Source organism: Paenarthrobacter nicotinovorans, assembly GCF_007670255.1.
GTDB lineage: Bacteria > Actinomycetota > Actinomycetes > Actinomycetales > Micrococcaceae > Arthrobacter > Arthrobacter nicotinovorans_B.
Map to the genome: position 1 here is coordinate 34032 of NZ_SZVS01000012.1, position 14715 is coordinate 48746.

Sequence of the window (14715 nt, forward strand, 5' to 3'; positions counted from 1 at the left end):
TGCTGATGGTGCCCGCGACGCCGCCGATGACCGTGCCGCCAACTTCAGCGGAAACCCCGGCCACGGAGTAGGCACCCTGGGGTGCTGCGCCCTGGTCCTTCTTGGCTGCTGCCGCGAGGGTAGCCACCTGGAGGTCCACGTTGACCAGGTCGGTGCCCCCGAGGATCCCGGCTGTGCCGAGGTTGATGCGGGCTGCCGGAATCGAAGGATCGCCGTTCGTCGGAAGTCCGCCGGGCAGCGTCACCAAGCCGGGAGCGCCGCTCACAGTGCCGGAGAATGCTTCCGAGGAACCGTCGTTGACTGCCTTGCCGTACTGGCTGACAGCGCCGACCTGGATGATGCCGTTGTTCTGGAGCAGCGGGATGTTGCCCGCGCCCACGTTCACGACACCGAACACGGCGCTGAGGTCCAGCGGAGTGTCGTTTTCAATGACTGCCGGGCCGGACGGCGGGGTGCCGATCTGCTGGGCAGTTGCTGCTCCGTTGGATGCCAGGCTGGCAAAGTTCGGGAGCGTGAGGACGGACCCGTCGATGATCTGTCCGCTGCCCACCGAGATGACGTCGGTAGGTGCTGCGTTTGCTGCCGGTGCGGCCACCAGGCCGATGGCCAGGGCCGATACCGCTGTGACACCCACGGCAGTGGGCCACAGCTTGCTCTTGCTGTTCAAGTATTCCCCCTTGCGAACGCTGCAGGACAGGGCTGTTCTGCAGCTGAGACTGTGGGGGCAGGCGCCCCCCGCTGCAAAATAACAAGCAGATCGGGGGCACAGGCTCGGGGGTACCCGAAGGGGTTAATGCCTCCTTCAGGTACTAAGCAAACTGTTCAGCCACTAAGCAAACTGGGGAACCGAGGTGAGAGCGGCACCCAACTCACGGACCGCCGTCGGGCTTCCTGCTACGAACCAGTTCATGCCGTTGACCTTGACGACGGCGGTGTCCCCGCCTGCTGCACGCACGATCGCCTTGCCGGGGAGCCAGTCCCACTCGGGGCAACTGTGCTGGAACCAGCAACCAAGCTCGCCGTCGGCCACCCGGCCGAGGTCGCACGAACCCGAGCCGAACATCCGAAGGGACGCCGCGGTGATGGCGGCTGCGTGCCAGGGCATGGCCGTACGGGGGTCGGCGAGCCACGTGGGGTGGATATAGGTGGCGGCAGAGACTTCGGCGACGGACACATCGCCGGAGCCGGAGATGGGCTCGCCGTTCAGTGTGGCTGGCTGGTCTTCGCCGCCCAGCCACAGCTTGTCCAGCTCGGGCTGGTAGATGGCACCGAGCAGGACGGAGGGATCCGCTACGGGGCTTCCGCCATGGCCGGCGTCGTCCCGCTTCAAGGCGATGGCGGAGCACCAGTACGTGGAGCCGTGCAGGAAATTGTAGGTGCCGTCCACGGGGTCGATCACCCAGGTCCGTCCGCTGGTCCCGGCTACGGAGGCTCCCTCCTCGCCGAGGATGCCGTCGTCGGGCCTGCAGCGCCGCAGCTGGTCCAGGACGTAAGCCTCGGCGGCGTGGTCAGCGGCGGTGACGACGTCGGAAATGGACGTCTTGCGTTCGCCTTGCAGTCCGCCCATCCGCATGAGCAGCGCCAGTTGCCCTGCTTCCCGGACCAGGGCGCTGGCCAGCTGGTAGTCATCAAGTGAGGGATCGAGTTCAGTTGCGGTGTGCCTGCCGGTGGTCATGGGTCCAGCTTATGTGGCGGGATAATGAATGACATGGCCAAGACACCAGCGCAGCGCATCAAGAAGCACGGAGCAAAGGCAGTGGTGCCCGATCACTCCCTGCCTCCCGTGATCAACCCCACCACGCAGCGCACCTCGCAGAAGGCGCAGAGCAACTCCAAGTTGATCGTGATCGCCGGCGTCGTGGCCAGCTTGTTCCTCTTCTGGTACCTGCACCTGCTGACCCTGAACCAGATGACGCAGCTCTCCAATGGCCTGGCAATGCCCGACTCCCTGATCGGCGGCTTCTCCCAGGACTACATCGCCCAGTTGCGCACCGCCATGGACGACTCCGCCCGTGGCCAGCTCAATTACGTCCACAAGACCGCAGGCACGCTGTTCCCCTTGATCTTTGGCTTCAGCTGGCTCCTGCTCATCGGTACCAACGTGGCACGCAAGTCCTGGCGGTGGGCCATGTGGGCCGCTCCCCTGCTTTTCGCGGTGGCCCACTTGTGGTCCAACGTGGCCATCGATTCGGTGCTGGCGGCAGAAACGCCCGACGCCGGTTCGGTTGCCGTGGCGTCGGCGGTCACCGTCGCGTCCTGGGTGCTTTTCCTGATCAGCTTGGTATGCGGTGTGGTTGCCGTGTTCCTGGGGAAGAAGCGCGCCGCCTGAGCACGGCTGTTTGAGCCACGGCTGTTTGAGCCGTCTCCCGCGCCCGGCCTGTCCGGGCACTTCTCCCCATTCCGCCGCCAGCCCCGCGCCGATACCGTGAGCCTTGGCGCCAGGTTCGGCGCGCGGAGTGTATTGGGGGAAATTCGTGGGAGAAATCCGGGCCGATTCCAGGCTCAACGTCGTTGAGATCAGCCCTCTGGCGTGGGCAGCGACCGTCCGCAAAGCCGCCGAAGCGATGGACAGCAGCCAGGACGCGGAACTTGCCGCGTATCAGGCTTCCTTGCAGGCCCAGGGTGACGTTACACCCGAAGTTGCAGAGGAACTCCTCCGCGCCGGCATTCTCGATGCCCGTGGGGTGATGTCACAGCAATGGGTGCTGGCAGTCTTCCTTGCGGCGTCGGCACCGCTGAGAGCGTCCACCGTCGTTCAGCGCGGGGACACAGCTCAGTCCGGGGGCACAGCTCAGTTTGGGGACACAGCTCAGTCCGGGGGCACGCTGGAGTCGGTCCACACTGAGGTCGGCATGGCGGGCGGGCGGGCGGGGCGTTGGCCTCTCGTACCGCCGCCGCATCAGCACCGAAGCGGGAGGCGGTGCTGTCACGGAAGTCCGCAACGCCGTCGAGGTTTCCTTCTTCCGGGAGGAGGACGCTTGGGCGTCCCTCAGCCGTCATTTTCCGGACCTGCCCCGGCTCGTTGACTCCCCCGACAACCTTCCGCAGGCAACGGCCGCCGACGTCGGCTGCACTATCCACCTTGAGGTGACGGCGGTTCCCCCGGGGAGGCACGGTTCCCAGCCATACCAACGCCGCCACAGCTGGGGCGTTGCCGAATGCCTGTACTCCGTGGAGGCAAGCCCCGGGGACGCTGCCACGGCCTCTTTGATGCCCGTCCCCGCCACCGATATTGCCAGCGAGTTTGGCTGGTCCGTGCTGGGCGGCCGTGAATACCTCGCCAGCGCCCGCGTCGAAGTCAGCAACGGGAGCGTGCACGCATGAGCCTGTATGGAATGGACGTGGAGGGCGGCCGACGCCTCAGCAAGGAGTTTGCCCGGAACAGCCAACGGTTGCTGGACCTCAGCGGCAGCCTCACTCCGCTCATCGCCGACGTGGAGTGGTACGGCGACGACGGGCAACGGTTCACCCACGACTGGAAGGCCTACCGCAGCCAACTTGTCGCCGCCGGGCATGCGCTCGAAGCCGCCTCGCAAGCCGTGCAACGGAACGTTGACGAGCAGCTGGCAGCCAGCGCCCCATCGGCCGGCTCCGCTGGTACGTCCGCTTTGGACCGGCTGCTGGACGCGGCCGCTGACGATGCCGGCGAGCTGTGGAGCGCCTTCGGCAGGGTCAACCGCGTGCTTGCCGGCACCGCCTCAAGCATGTGGTACCTCGCCCAAGACCTGGCGCCCCTCCCCATCGGAAACCTGATGGATGCCGAGGAGAACCGCTTCACCCGTTTCGGCGACCTGGTAAACATGGGCTGGGGTTGGCTGACGTCAGGTGAACCACCATCGATCACCCAGCTGGTGTCCAACGGCGTGCTACTCGTCGCGGCGACGCTGAACACCGCCGCGACGGTGACGAGTTTCGGTTTCCAGAACCCGCATTTGTTGGATGATGGTCGGCCGGTGGCGGGGAATCCCCTTCCGCTGACGGTGGGAACGCCCGGAAAAACAGATGCCAACGGCAGGGCCGTCACGCCTGTTCCCTCAAGCATCAGTGCCATCCTTGCCGCTACCGACGCCGCATACTCTGACGCTGGAAAGGACGGTACGGAGGACACCGGGATCAGGATCACCACGGTCGAAAAGCCAGGCAGTCCGCCTGCCTACATCGTGAGCATTCCGGGCACGACGCGGTGGATGCCCGATGGCGCGGCCAACCCTACGGACCTCACCGGAAACCTTGAACTCGCCGGCGGGAACCTGTCAACGGCCGCTCAGGCCGTGAGCCTGGCCATGGAGAAAGCCGGGATTCCTCCCGGTGCGCCAGTCATGCTGTCAGGGCATTCCCAGGGTGGGATGATCGCCACGGCGTTGGCCTCGGACAGTGGATTCACGGACAGGTTCAACGTGACCAATGTAGTCACGTATGGCTCCCCGGTGGACTCGGCTCCCATCCCGTCATCGATCGATGTCCTGGCTCTGCAACACTCCGGCGACCCCGTTCCCAAAGTGGACCTGGCCGATGCCACCATGGTGCCCGGCGGGGTCTCCATGAGCCGGGACAACAACGCCGTGGTGGTTACATTGCCCAATCCGGACATCGATCCCGGTGTCGCCGGGTTGAGCTACCACGATTCCTACCGCTACGTGGATTCAGTCACGCGGTTGGAAGGCGGCGGTCCCATCAACCAGTACAGTCAAAAGGACTCCACCCAGCAGTTCCTGACCAACGACGCCAGCCAGGTGTCCTCAACCGTGTCCAACATTTCCCGAAAGCAGTGATCTTGAGCAAACTTCCCAGAGCACTGGCAGCAGTCCTGATCGTTGGGCTGTTCCTCCTTGGCATCACGGCCTGCGGTGCGGGTGGTCCCTCCAAGGCGGAACGGCTCGGTAAAGACATGGAGGACGCGGCAAGCACTGTGCCCGGAATCAAGGATGCCCAGGTGCACGTGAACATGAACACGTCCGGAAACTTCATCACCGCGAAGCTGACAGGGACAGGCACCGACCAGGCCGCACTGGCCGAGGCCTTGGACGGAGCGTTGCCGGCGATGCTCGACAAGACCAAGGATCTGGACTCCGGCTCCTTCTCAATCAGCATCTTTTCACCGGACGATTCCGTATCCGTCGGGGCGGCAGAGCTGGGCTACACAGGTGGCACGTCGCTGGTGGACATCCGCGAGTACTTCCTCAACCGGCCCTGAGCGCTTTCCGTTCCGTCCGCACGCGTTGGGCGATCACCAGGCCCGCGGCGGCCAGGCCAATGGTCACGGGATAGCCCATGAGCCGTTCCAAGGTCCCCGGCTGCGGCACGTGCATTCCCGTGAGCCCGCCCACCACCAGCGCCCCCAGACAGACTGCTGCGCAGGCAGCGAGGAACCAGCTGACCGGCGTCTGCCGGAACCACAGTATGGCCAGCAGCAGCAGCGCAAAGCCTCCGCCGATGAAAAACATGAGGGCCCCGGCGAAGTGCCACGGAGAGCCCGCATCTTCGGGTACCAAGCCAACAATCACCGTTCCTAGCCCCGCAACGCCGGTCAGTATCCGAATAGCTACTGCCAGAATCCAGGGCACCGTCAGCACGCGGGCCTGGGCCAAGCTGTCCCCGGCCGCACGGAAACGCCTGGCCTGGACGCCCGGCCTCGCCGCGACGCACAAAAGACCTGCCGTGAGGAAGAGCGCGCCAAGAACCAAGGCCAGGCCCTGGACCACAAAGGAGGCATTCATCAGCCAGTGCAAGGGCGAACAGACCGCCCGGTCCTCATACACGCCGCAGGAGACAGCCCCCAGGTCGCTGATGAAGCCGGTGGCCCTGCTGTAGGGCTCCGGCCCGGCCCAGGCCTCGATCACTGCAGCCTCCGCCACGAAATACTGGACCACGCTCAGCTGGGCCCATCCGCCGATGTTCGCCCTGGTGCTGCGCAGGTCCGGAAGGAACGCTCCGGCCTGTACGGGTTCAATCTGGTGGCCATTCATGACCGTCAGCCTAGCCGTGTTCGGGCGGCGGCCCGGCAGCTTGTATGCTTGTAGTCGTGTCCGGGCCCTCGAGCTCCAGCAGTGGGATTCCAAGCCGTGGACACACAGGCCCTCGTAGCTCAGTGGATAGAGCACGGCTCTCCTAAAGCCGGTGTCGTTGGTTCGATTCCAATCGAGGGCACTTGAACCATCAGCAGCCCACCCCGGACCTGCGGGCCTATCTGGCCGGCAGCTGGGTGGTGGAGCGGACACTCCTGGACCGCGCCTCAGGCACCAAAGGTTCCTTCACCGGCGTCGTGCGCTATCAAGAGAACCCCGACGGCGGGCTGGACTACCGCGAAGACGGAACCATGCACTGGCCCACCCACTCGGGGCCCGCCTTCCGCGAATACCTCCTGAAGCCTGGCGCTGGTCCGGAATCCATGGACGTGTTCTTTCCCGACGGCCGGCCATTCCACGTCATGAGCTTCTCGGAGCAGGGCCACCAGGACAAGCACTGGTGCGATCCGGACGATTACCGCGTCAATTATCTGTGGGAAGGCCCGGACGCGTTCAGCTTCACGTGGGACGTCAGGGGCCCCGCGAAGGATCTGCTGCTGGAATCGCACCTGAGGAGAAATGCATGAACGTGATCGTGGTGAGTGCCGTGTGCGTCTACAACCAGGACGGTCAGCTCCTCACCGTCCGAAAACGCGGCACGGAGAAGTTCATGCACCCCGGCGGAAAGCCCGAGGCCGGAGAGACTGCTGCCGAGGCGGCGTCCCGGGAGCTGCTGGAGGAAGTCGGCATCGAGGTTGCCGCACAGGACCTGGAACCCTTGGGCGTCTGGCATGCCGTCGCCGCCAACGAGGACGAGACCACCATCGAGGCCACTGTGTTCACGGCCCCGGGCACGTGGGAAGCGCACCCCTCTGCGGAAATCGCCGAAATCCGCTGGCTCGACCTTGGCGCTCCCCTGCCCGACGACCTTGCCCCGCTCCTCACGGACCACGTACTCCCCGCCCTCGCGGCACCCAACTAGGGGACAGTTGGGTCAGAGCTCGGGGACCGCCTCCTGGGCCACAGCTGTAGCCTCGGCGAACTGGGTCCGGTACAGCTCCGCATAACGGCCATCCGCCGCCAGCAGCTCCGTATGGGTGCCACGCTCCACAACCCGGCCATCCTCCACCACAAGGATCGCGTCAGCGGCCCGGATGGTGGACAAGCGGTGCGCAATCACGACGGCGGTACGCCCCTCGAGCGCCTCACCCAAGGCCGCCTGCACGGCGGCTTCGTTGGTGGAGTCCAGTGCTGCCGTAGCCTCGTCAAGGATCACGACGCGGGGCTGCTTGATGAGCAAACGCGCGATGGTGAGCCGTTGCCGCTCGCCGCCGGAGAGCCGGTAGCCGCGCTCCCCCACCACGGTCTCCAGGCCGTCGGGCAATGACCGGATCATGGGCTCCAGGCGTGCACGGCGCAGCACGTCCCACATGTCCTCCTCCGTGGCACCGGGCCGGGCCAGGCGCAGGTTCGAAGCGATGGTTTCGTGGAAAAGGTGGCCGTCCTGGGTCACCATGCCCAAGGTGTCACGCAGCGAATCGAAGGTGATGTCCCGGACGTCGGTGCCCGTCCGCGCTCCGTGGCCGCCGAGGCGCACAGCTCCGGAATCGACGTCGTAGAGGCGGGACAGCAGTTGGGCGATGGTTGACTTCCCGGCGCCGGAGGAACCCACCAACGCCACAGTCTGGCCCGGTTCAACCCGGAAGCTGACCCCGTGCAGGACTTCTTCCCCACCGCGGGTGTCCAGCGTGGACACTTCCTCCAAAGACGCCAGGGACACCTTGTCGGCTGAGGGGTAGGAGAAGCGGACATCGTCGAACTCCACAGCGACCGGACCGGGAGCAACCTCGACGGCATCCGGTTTCTCGGTGATGAGAGGCTTGAGGTCCAGGATCTCGAAGACGCGCTCAAAGCTGACCAGTGCGCTCATGATCTCCACCCTTGCGTTGGACAGTGCCGTCAACGGCGCGTAGAGGCGGGTCAGCAGGAGCGCCAGGACCACAACGTCGCCGGGGGCGAGCTGACCACTGATGGCCAGCCAACCGCCCAGGCCATACACGAGCGCCAGAGCCAAAGCGGAAACCAACGTCAGGGCCGTGACGAACGTGAACTGGAGCATGGCGGTCCGGATGCCGATGTCACGCACGCGTCCGGCCCGGTCAGCGAACTCACGCGATTCCTCGTCCGGGCGGCCAAAAAGCTTCACCAAGGTGGCACCGGGGGCGGAGAAGCGCTCCGTCATCTGGGTGCCCATGGCGGCATTGTGGGCCGCGGCCTCGCGGCGGAGATCGGCCAGTTTCGAACCCATGCGGCGTGCCGGGATCAGGAAGATGGGCAGCAACACCATGGCAAGCACAGTGACCAGCCAGGAGGTATTGAGCATCACGGCAAGGGTCAACGCCAAGGCCACAACATTGCTGACCACGCCGGACAGGGTTCCGGCAAAGGCGGACTGGGCGCCAATGACATCATTGTTCAAACGGCTCACCAAGGCACCGGTCCGCGTCCGGGTGAAGAACGCAATCGGCATGCGCTGTACGTGGTCGAACACGCGGGTGCGCAGGTCCACGATGACGCCCTCGCCGATCGTTGAGGAGAGCCAGCGCGTCAGCAGCCCCACGCCGGCCTCGCCCACCGCGACGATCGCAATGAGGACGGCCAGCCAGATGACCGTTCCCACACCTGCGTTGGCGATGATCGCGTCCACCACCTGCCCGGCGAGCACCGGGGTGGCCACGGCCAGGAAAGCGCCCGCGATGGAGGCGATGACGAAGGCGATGAGTTTGCCCTTATGCGGGGCCGCAAAAGCCAGGACCCTCTTCAGGGTTTCCTTGGAGAACGGCTTGGAGCCGCTCTTGGCAGTGGTGATGTTGTACAGCGAGCTCCAGGCCACGCGGTCCATGCTCATGCGTTACTTCTCCTGGCTTGGGGTGTGGTGAAGCTCCCGGACTTGTCCGTTGTCCAGATGCCACCGTGAATCGAGTCGGACGTTTTCCAGCAGGCGGCGATCGTGGGTGACCAGCAGGAGCGCACCATCGTAGCTTTCCAGTGCCTCTTCGAGCTGTTCGATCGCGGGCAGGTCCAGATGGTTGGTGGGCTCATCCAGGACCAGCAGGTTCACGCCCCGGGCCTGCAGCAAGGCGAGCGCAGCACGGGTCCGCTCCCCCGGGGACAGCGAGTCCCCGGTGCGCGAGGTGTGGTCTGCCTTGAGGCCAAACTTGGCAAGGAGGGTGCGGACGTCCGCGCTGTTCCAGTCCACCAGCACAGCTTCCACGGCATCACCCAGCTGCTGGCCGCCGTCGAGCAGTCCTCGCGCCTGGTCGATTTCGCCGATGGCGACGGACGCACCCATGGAGGCTTCGCCGTCGTCGGGCTTCTGCGTTCCCAACAGCAGGCGCAGCAGCGTGGACTTGCCCGCGCCGTTGGGTCCGGTGATGCCGATCCGTTCCCCGCCATTGAGTTGCAGGTTGACCGGTCCCAGAGTGAAGTCGCCTTGGCGGGCGACGACGTCGCGCAAGGTGGCGACGACGGCACTTGAGCGGGGTGCCTGGCCGATGCTGAACTGGAGCTGCCACTCCTTGCGGGGCTCTTCCACCTCGGTGAGCCGGGCGATGCGGGACTCCATTTGCCGGACCTTCTGCGCCTGTTTCTCGGAGGATTCGGTACTGGCGGCGCGACGGATCTTGTCGTTGTCCGGGTTCTTCTTCATGGCGTTCCGGACACCTTGTGAGCTCCACTCGCGCTGGGTGCGGGCGCGGGAGACGAGATCGGCCTTGGTGTTGGCGTATTCCTCGTAGCGCTCGCGGGCGTGCCGCTTGGCCACGGCGCGCTCTTCGAGGAAGGATTCGTAGCCGCCGTCGTAGACTGCCACCGAGTTTTGGGCCAGGTCCAGTTCCACGACTGTCGTGACACAGCGGGCCAGGAATTCGCGGTCGTGGGACACCAGGACCACCCCACCACGCAAACCCTGGACGAAAGCTTCAAGGCGTGCCAGTCCCTCGAGGTCGAGATCGTTGGTGGGCTCGTCCAGGAGCACCACATCGAAGCGGCTCAACAGCAACGCGGCCAGCGCCACCCGGGCCGCCTGCCCGCCGGAGAGGCCGGTCATCAGGGCGTCGGCGCCGACCTCGAGCCCGAGGTCCGCCAGGACAGCGGGGATGCGGTCCTCCAGGTCCGCCGCGCCGGAGGCCATCCAGCGGTCGAAGGCAAGGGAGTAGGCGTCATCAGCGCCGGGAGCCCCCGAGCCAAGCGCTTCGGCCGTGGTTTCCATCTCCAAGGTGGCTTGGGCGCAGCCGGTGCGGCGCGCGATATAGCCCGCGATCGTCTCGCCCTCCGTGCGCTCGTGTTCCTGCGGCAGCCAGCCCACGAAAGCATCCGCGGGCGCCAGGCTGATGCTGCCTGCCTGTGGCTGGTCCACGCCGGCCAGGAGGCGAAGCAGAGTTGATTTACCGGCACCGTTCGCGCCCACGACGCCGACGACGTCGCCTGGCGCCACTGTGAGGGACAGTTTGGAAAAGAGTGTGCGGTGGCCATGACCACCGGCAAGTTCCTTGGCCACCAAGGTTGCAGTCATTTGTCTATCCTCCAGCAAAGGGAACGCGGATGGTTCGGCCGCGATTCCCGCGGGCATGGAAAAACCCGCCGGTCCGGACTTGGGGGGTGTACGGACCAGCGGGTTCAATTACCAAGCATAATTCAATGTGGCGACGGCGTAAAATCGATCTGTACTCCCACTTACAGCATTCCGCTGGTTTGCCGCGTCACATCACAGAGAGTTCCCCATGCCCCTACAGTCCAAGGCGTTCCAGCGCTGGCTTCATGGCGTTGCGCCCGATGCCAGCACGGCGGACGTTTGCAGGATCGCCGGCATCAAGAGGACAACCTTGGCCCAGCAACTGGTCCGCGGCAAGGTGGCCGAATCCACGCTGGTGAGCATCAGCCGGGGTTTCAACATCAACCCTGTGCAGGCGCTGTCCACGTTCGACCTCTACTCCGACCTTCGCGGCGACCCCGTGCCGCCCACCCCCTGCGAGCTGGTGAGCCAGGTCGCCACCATCGACCTTTTGCGCGCTGTGGTCGAACGCAGCGAGCCCGGTTCCGGTCCCGCCGCTTCCCTTTCGGAACCGCCGCACCCTACGTCGGTGCGCAACTGGGTGGACGCGATCGACGACGGCGAGCTGCGGCACCGGGTCAGCGACACCACGGGCATCGCTCCCCAGAACTTCTCCGCCCACCTGACAGCCAACCGGCTTCCACCGGAACTGGCGATCGCCACCTCGCGTGCTGCCGGCGTCGGCCCGGCGGGAGGCTTGGTGGCAGGGGGACTCATCACGGAAGCCGAGGCCGGATGGGCTCCCAATGCCCGCCGCGACGCTCTGGACCGGATGAGCCAAAGTGCACTGGTGACCCTTGCCGGTGAACGGCTTATGGCGTTGGGCAAGACTCTTCGCCGACAGGAACAAGACCACGAACGTACTGAAAGAATTTGGGAGAACCTCGGATGACGGCTGTCCTGCCCTGGGTCACGCTGGTAGTTTGCCTTGCGATCACTGTCGCACGGATACCCAGCGCGCTGCGCGGGGAGAACCGCGTGGTGTTCTACATTTTTTCGTTGATCTCCCTCAGTATCCTCATCAGCATCGAAGCTCCCTACCTCGTGATTGATGGTTGGTTGGGCGGGATGAACATCGGCAACCTGATTCTGCGCTTCCTGCTGTATGCCACGTTCTTCTTCATGGGCATCAAGATCGCCACGGCTTTCGGGTCGGAGTCCGCTTTACGGGCCATCCGTGGCCCTGTTGGCATCACCGTGGCCGCGATTGTGGGTGCCCTGACCATCTACTTTTTCCTCATTACGGACACGCGTGGCTCGTCGGCGGGAATGAGCGGGCTGGTGTGGGGACCGTCCTTGGAGGCCTACGCGTTCATGGGCCGCTTCTATCCGGGGTTCGTCGCCGCCTGCCTGCTACCGGCCATTTGGCGCACGGTGGTGAGCCAGGCCCCCGTGCTGCTGCGCGTGGCTTCGGGCTTGCTGCTCCTGGGTTTGTCGCTCCTTTTGCTGTCCCAGCTCTTTCCACTCATCCCCTTTTCGGAGGCCTGGTTGCGCGTCTTGATCAACTACTCCGCAGCCCTGTCTACGTGCATCGGATTGGCCGGAATCTGGTTCTCGAAGGCCTTCGCACGTCGCAAACGACGTCTCTCGGCGTAAGACTTTCACAAAACCATTAGATCGTGGCACAATCATGAATGTGTGAATGCGGCTGCAGCCTGACACCGGAATCAGAGAACGGGTTTCCGGTGGATGTGGCGCCCACGTGAGCACAATTGGGGGGATGAGTGGTGGCGGGCTGTTGGGGACCGCCCCCACTCAGCCTTTTTAACGCCACATTCGCCCGGCATCGGTGTCCACCGCAGAACCGTTCCCCTCGGGTGACTAAGATGGCTCCATGAACAGCCTCCGCACCCGTCGTTCCGTCCTTGCCGCCACCCTGGCTTCCGCTGCCCTTGCCCTTTCGGCCTGCGGCGGAGGATCAGCACCGGCGCAGTCCGGCGGGGACACGTCCCTGTCAGACGTGAAGTCCAAGGGCGAATTGGTCATCGCCACCGAGGGTACCTACCGTCCGTTCAGCTTCCATGCCGAGGGCGCCGGCGACCTCACCGGATTCGACGTCGAAATCGCCAAGGCTGTGGCCGAAAAGCTCGGCGTCAAAGCGTCCTTCCAGGAGACCCAGTTCGACGGCATCTTCGCGGGCCTCGATTCCAAGCGCTTCGACACGATCGCCAACCAGATCTCCATCAACGATGAGCGCAAGGCCAAGTACGAATTCTCCAGCCCCTACACCATCTCCACCGGCGTAGTGGTCACCAAGTCGGACAACTCCAGCATCAACAGCTTCGCCGACCTCAAGGGCAAGACCACCGCGCAGTCCCTGACCAGCAACTTCTACAAGATGGCCGTTGAAGCCGGCGCCAATGTCCAGGCCGTTGAAGGCTGGGCGCAGTCCGTCACCTTGGTCCAGCAGGGACGCGTTGACGCAACGGTGAACGACAAACTCACCTACCTGGATTACGCCAAGACCACTCCCGATTCCGGCCTGAAGGTTGCAGCGGAAGCACCGGACAAGACTGAGAGCGCGCTGGTCTTCCGCAAGGGTTCCACCGAGCTCACCAAGGCCGTGGACAAGGCTTTGGAAGACCTCCGTGCGGACGGAACGCTGGCGAAGATCTCGGACAAGTACTTCGGCGCGGACGTCACCAAATAGATGAACTGGGACCTCGTCTGGAGTTCCTTCGGGCCGCTCATCACCGGGGCCGTGACCGGGACCATTCCGCTCACTCTGATGTCCTTCGCCTTCGGCCTGGTGCTTGCCTTGTTCGTGGCCTTGCTGCGGTTGAGTCCCAACGTCGTGCTCTCGGGAATCGGCCGTTTCTATGTGTCGGTCATCCGCGGCACTCCCCTGCTGGTGCAGCTGTTCGTGATCTTCTACGGCCTGCCCAGCGTTGGAGTGAAGCTTGATCCCTGGCCCAGTGCGGTCATCGCGTTTTCCTTGAACGTGGGCGGTTACGCGGCCGAGATTATCCGGGCCGCCATCCTGTCCGTGCCCAAGGGGCAGTGGGAAGCCGGGCACACGATCGGCATGTCCAACCGGCAGACCCTGGTGCGGATCATCCTCCCGCAGGCTGCCCGGGTCTCCGTTCCTCCGTTGTCCAACACCTTCATCTCACTGGTGAAGGACACGTCCCTTGCATCACTGATCCTGGTCACCGAACTGTTCCGGAATGCCCAGCAGATCGCTGCTTTCAGCCAGGAGTTCATGGCCCTGTACCTGCAGGCAGCCCTGGTCTACTGGGTCATCTGCCTGGTCCTTTCCACAGCGCAGTCCGCGGTGGAAAGGAGATTGGACCGCTATGTCGCCCACTGATCCGTCGAACATGGTCCTGGAGGCACGGAACCTCGCCAAGTCCTTTGGCAGCAACACCGTCTTGCGGGACATCGACATCGACATCCGCCGTGGACAAGTAGTGGCCCTGATCGGGCCCTCCGGCTCCGGGAAAACCACGGTCCTGCGCTCGCTCAACGGCTTGGAAATTCCCGACGGCGGTACGGTCACCTTCGGCGGCGGCGATGCCTCACAAGGTCTTGCCATCAATTTTGGGACCAAGGTGGGCAAGAGGGACATCGCCGCACTGCGCGACCGCAGCGCCATGGTTTTCCAGCACTACAACCTGTTCCCGCACATGACGGTGCTCAAGAACATCATCGAGGGCCCCGTCCAGGTACAGAAGCGTCCCAAGGCCGAGGTCATCGCCGAGGCCGAGCGCCTGCTGGAGCGTGTGGGTCTGGCTGACAAACGCGACGCTTATCCCTTCGAGCTCTCCGGCGGCCAACAGCAGCGCGTGGGCATCGTCCGGGCGCTGGCCCTGAAACCCCAGCTCTTGTTGTTCGACGAGCCCACCTCAGCCCTGGATCCTGAACTGGTGGGCGATGTCCTGGGGGTCATCAAGGAGCTGGCGGAAGAAGGCTGGACCATGGTGATCGTGACCCACGAGCTGGCATTCGCCCAGCACGTGGCGGACGAGGTCATCTTCATGGACGGCGGAGTTGTGGTTGAACGCGGCCCCGCTGCCGAGGTGCTCCGGGCACCCCGGCAGGAGCGGACAAAACTTTTCGTGAAACGACTCCAGCACGACGTCTGAGCTGGTTGGGGAA

At 64.7% G+C, this 14715-nt stretch carries 15 protein-coding genes, 1 tRNA gene and 1 pseudogene; 12 read left to right on the forward strand and 5 right to left on the reverse strand.

What is annotated here, in order from left to right; translation table 11 throughout:
- Window positions 1–4: 4 nt before the first annotated feature.
- A pseudogene (locus FDP28_RS20990) lies at window positions 5–634 on the reverse strand (choice-of-anchor G family protein); the annotation flags it as partial.
- A 195-nt stretch (window positions 635–829) separates the two neighbouring features.
- Window positions 830–1675 carry an inositol monophosphatase family protein gene (locus tag FDP28_RS16685; protein WP_144662666.1) on the reverse strand — a complete coding sequence of 282 codons (846 nt, stop codon included), beginning with the start codon at window positions 1673–1675 and terminating at the stop codon, window positions 830–832.
- A gap of 33 nt (window positions 1676–1708) precedes the next feature.
- Between FDP28_RS16685 and FDP28_RS16690 the strand changes: the two genes are divergently transcribed.
- The 4 genes from FDP28_RS16690 (at window position 1709) to FDP28_RS16705 (ending at window position 5194) form a co-directional block, all read left to right on the forward strand.
- Window positions 1709–2329 (forward strand): hypothetical protein, encoded by a 621-nt coding sequence (locus tag FDP28_RS16690; RefSeq protein WP_144662667.1) that lies wholly within the window; start codon window positions 1709–1711, stop codon window positions 2327–2329.
- A 467-nt stretch (window positions 2330–2796) separates the two neighbouring features.
- On the forward strand, window positions 2797–3324 hold the full coding sequence (locus FDP28_RS16695) for a hypothetical protein (protein ID WP_144662668.1): 528 nt from the start codon (window positions 2797–2799) through the stop codon (window positions 3322–3324).
- Complete coding sequence (locus tag FDP28_RS16700) at window positions 3321–4772, forward strand: PGAP1-like alpha/beta domain-containing protein (protein ID WP_144662669.1); 1452 nt, start codon at window positions 3321–3323, stop codon at window positions 4770–4772. Before FDP28_RS16695 ends, FDP28_RS16700 begins: the two co-directional genes overlap by 4 nt.
- Entirely contained in the window at window positions 4769–5194 is a 426-nt protein-coding gene (locus tag FDP28_RS16705) for a hypothetical protein (protein ID WP_144662670.1), read from the forward strand. The genes FDP28_RS16700 and FDP28_RS16705 overlap by 4 nt, the downstream gene beginning before the upstream one ends.
- Here FDP28_RS16705 and FDP28_RS16710 read toward each other — a convergent pair.
- The gene (locus FDP28_RS16710) at window positions 5181–5966 is read right to left on the reverse strand and encodes a DUF998 domain-containing protein (RefSeq protein WP_144662671.1); all 786 of its coding nucleotides are present in this window, start codon (window positions 5964–5966) and stop codon (window positions 5181–5183) included. The two genes, FDP28_RS16705 and FDP28_RS16710, sit on opposite strands and share 14 nt — an antisense overlap.
- 108 nt (window positions 5967–6074) lie before the next feature.
- Here FDP28_RS16710 and FDP28_RS16715 point away from each other — a divergent pair.
- The 3 genes from FDP28_RS16715 (at window position 6075) to FDP28_RS16725 (ending at window position 6987) form a co-directional block, all read left to right on the forward strand.
- Window positions 6075–6147: transfer RNA gene (locus tag FDP28_RS16715), tRNA-Arg, on the forward strand.
- A gap of 1 nt (window position 6148) precedes the next feature.
- On the forward strand, window positions 6149–6592 hold the full coding sequence (locus FDP28_RS16720; protein ID WP_144662672.1) for a DUF6314 family protein: 444 nt from the start codon (window positions 6149–6151) through the stop codon (window positions 6590–6592).
- Entirely contained in the window at window positions 6589–6987 is a 399-nt protein-coding gene (locus tag FDP28_RS16725; RefSeq protein ID WP_144662673.1) for an NUDIX hydrolase, read from the forward strand. The genes FDP28_RS16720 and FDP28_RS16725 overlap by 4 nt, the downstream gene beginning before the upstream one ends.
- Before the next feature lie 12 nt (window positions 6988–6999).
- Here FDP28_RS16725 and FDP28_RS16730 read toward each other — a convergent pair whose 3' ends face one another.
- A complete protein-coding gene (locus FDP28_RS16730) occupies window positions 7000–8913 on the reverse strand; it encodes an ABC transporter ATP-binding protein (protein WP_144662674.1) in 1914 nt (637 codons plus the stop codon).
- Between the two features lie 3 nt (window positions 8914–8916).
- Window positions 8917–10578: an ABC-F family ATP-binding cassette domain-containing protein gene (locus FDP28_RS16735; protein WP_144662675.1), complete on the reverse strand. Its 1662-nt coding sequence runs from the start codon at window positions 10576–10578 to the stop codon at window positions 8917–8919.
- 208 nt (window positions 10579–10786) lie between these two features.
- On the opposite strand from FDP28_RS16735, the gene FDP28_RS16740 reads away from it, so the two are divergent.
- From FDP28_RS16740 to FDP28_RS16760, 5 genes are all read left to right on the forward strand, one after another.
- A complete protein-coding gene (locus FDP28_RS16740; protein WP_144662676.1) occupies window positions 10787–11509 on the forward strand; it encodes a hypothetical protein in 723 nt (240 codons plus the stop codon).
- On the forward strand, window positions 11506–12213 hold the full coding sequence (locus FDP28_RS16745; RefSeq protein ID WP_144662677.1) for a hypothetical protein: 708 nt from the start codon (window positions 11506–11508) through the stop codon (window positions 12211–12213). Before FDP28_RS16740 ends, FDP28_RS16745 begins: the two co-directional genes overlap by 4 nt.
- Window positions 12214–12451: 238 nt before the next feature.
- Window positions 12452–13267, forward strand: coding sequence for an amino acid ABC transporter substrate-binding protein (locus tag FDP28_RS16750; protein WP_144662678.1), 816 nt, complete (start codon window positions 12452–12454; stop codon window positions 13265–13267).
- Entirely contained in the window at window positions 13268–13927 is a 660-nt protein-coding gene (locus FDP28_RS16755) for an amino acid ABC transporter permease (protein ID WP_144662679.1), read from the forward strand.
- On the forward strand, window positions 13914–14702 hold the full coding sequence (locus FDP28_RS16760; protein ID WP_144662680.1) for an amino acid ABC transporter ATP-binding protein: 789 nt from the start codon (window positions 13914–13916) through the stop codon (window positions 14700–14702). Before FDP28_RS16755 ends, FDP28_RS16760 begins: the two co-directional genes overlap by 14 nt.
- Window positions 14703–14715 lie beyond the last annotated feature (13 nt).

What these genes read in the sequence shown, in the direction of transcription:
- FDP28_RS16690 (WP_144662667.1), top strand. Translation starts at nt 1,709, where the DNA reads ATGGCCAAGACACCAGCGCAGCGCATCAAGAAGCACGGAGCAAAGGCA.
- FDP28_RS16745 (WP_144662677.1), top strand. Translation starts at nt 11,506, where the DNA reads ATGACGGCTGTCCTGCCCTGGGTCACGCTGGTAGTTTGCCTTGCGATC.
- FDP28_RS16735 (WP_144662675.1), bottom strand. Translation starts at nt 10,578, where the DNA reads ATGACTGCAACCTTGGTGGCCAAGGAACTTGCCGGTGGTCATGGCCAC.
- FDP28_RS16685 (WP_144662666.1), bottom strand. Translation starts at nt 1,675, where the DNA reads ATGACCACCGGCAGGCACACCGCAACTGAACTCGATCCCTCACTTGAT.
- FDP28_RS16725 (WP_144662673.1), top strand. Translation starts at nt 6,589, where the DNA reads ATGAACGTGATCGTGGTGAGTGCCGTGTGCGTCTACAACCAGGACGGT.
- FDP28_RS16740 (WP_144662676.1), top strand. Translation starts at nt 10,787, where the DNA reads ATGCCCCTACAGTCCAAGGCGTTCCAGCGCTGGCTTCATGGCGTTGCG.
- FDP28_RS16750 (WP_144662678.1), top strand. Translation starts at nt 12,452, where the DNA reads ATGAACAGCCTCCGCACCCGTCGTTCCGTCCTTGCCGCCACCCTGGCT.
- FDP28_RS16730 (WP_144662674.1), bottom strand. Translation starts at nt 8,913, where the DNA reads ATGAGCATGGACCGCGTGGCCTGGAGCTCGCTGTACAACATCACCACT.
- FDP28_RS16755 (WP_144662679.1), top strand. Translation starts at nt 13,268, where the DNA reads ATGAACTGGGACCTCGTCTGGAGTTCCTTCGGGCCGCTCATCACCGGG.
- FDP28_RS16760 (WP_144662680.1), top strand. Translation starts at nt 13,914, where the DNA reads ATGTCGCCCACTGATCCGTCGAACATGGTCCTGGAGGCACGGAACCTC.
- FDP28_RS16700 (WP_144662669.1), top strand. Translation starts at nt 3,321, where the DNA reads ATGAGCCTGTATGGAATGGACGTGGAGGGCGGCCGACGCCTCAGCAAG.
- FDP28_RS16710 (WP_144662671.1), bottom strand. Translation starts at nt 5,966, where the DNA reads ATGAATGGCCACCAGATTGAACCCGTACAGGCCGGAGCGTTCCTTCCG.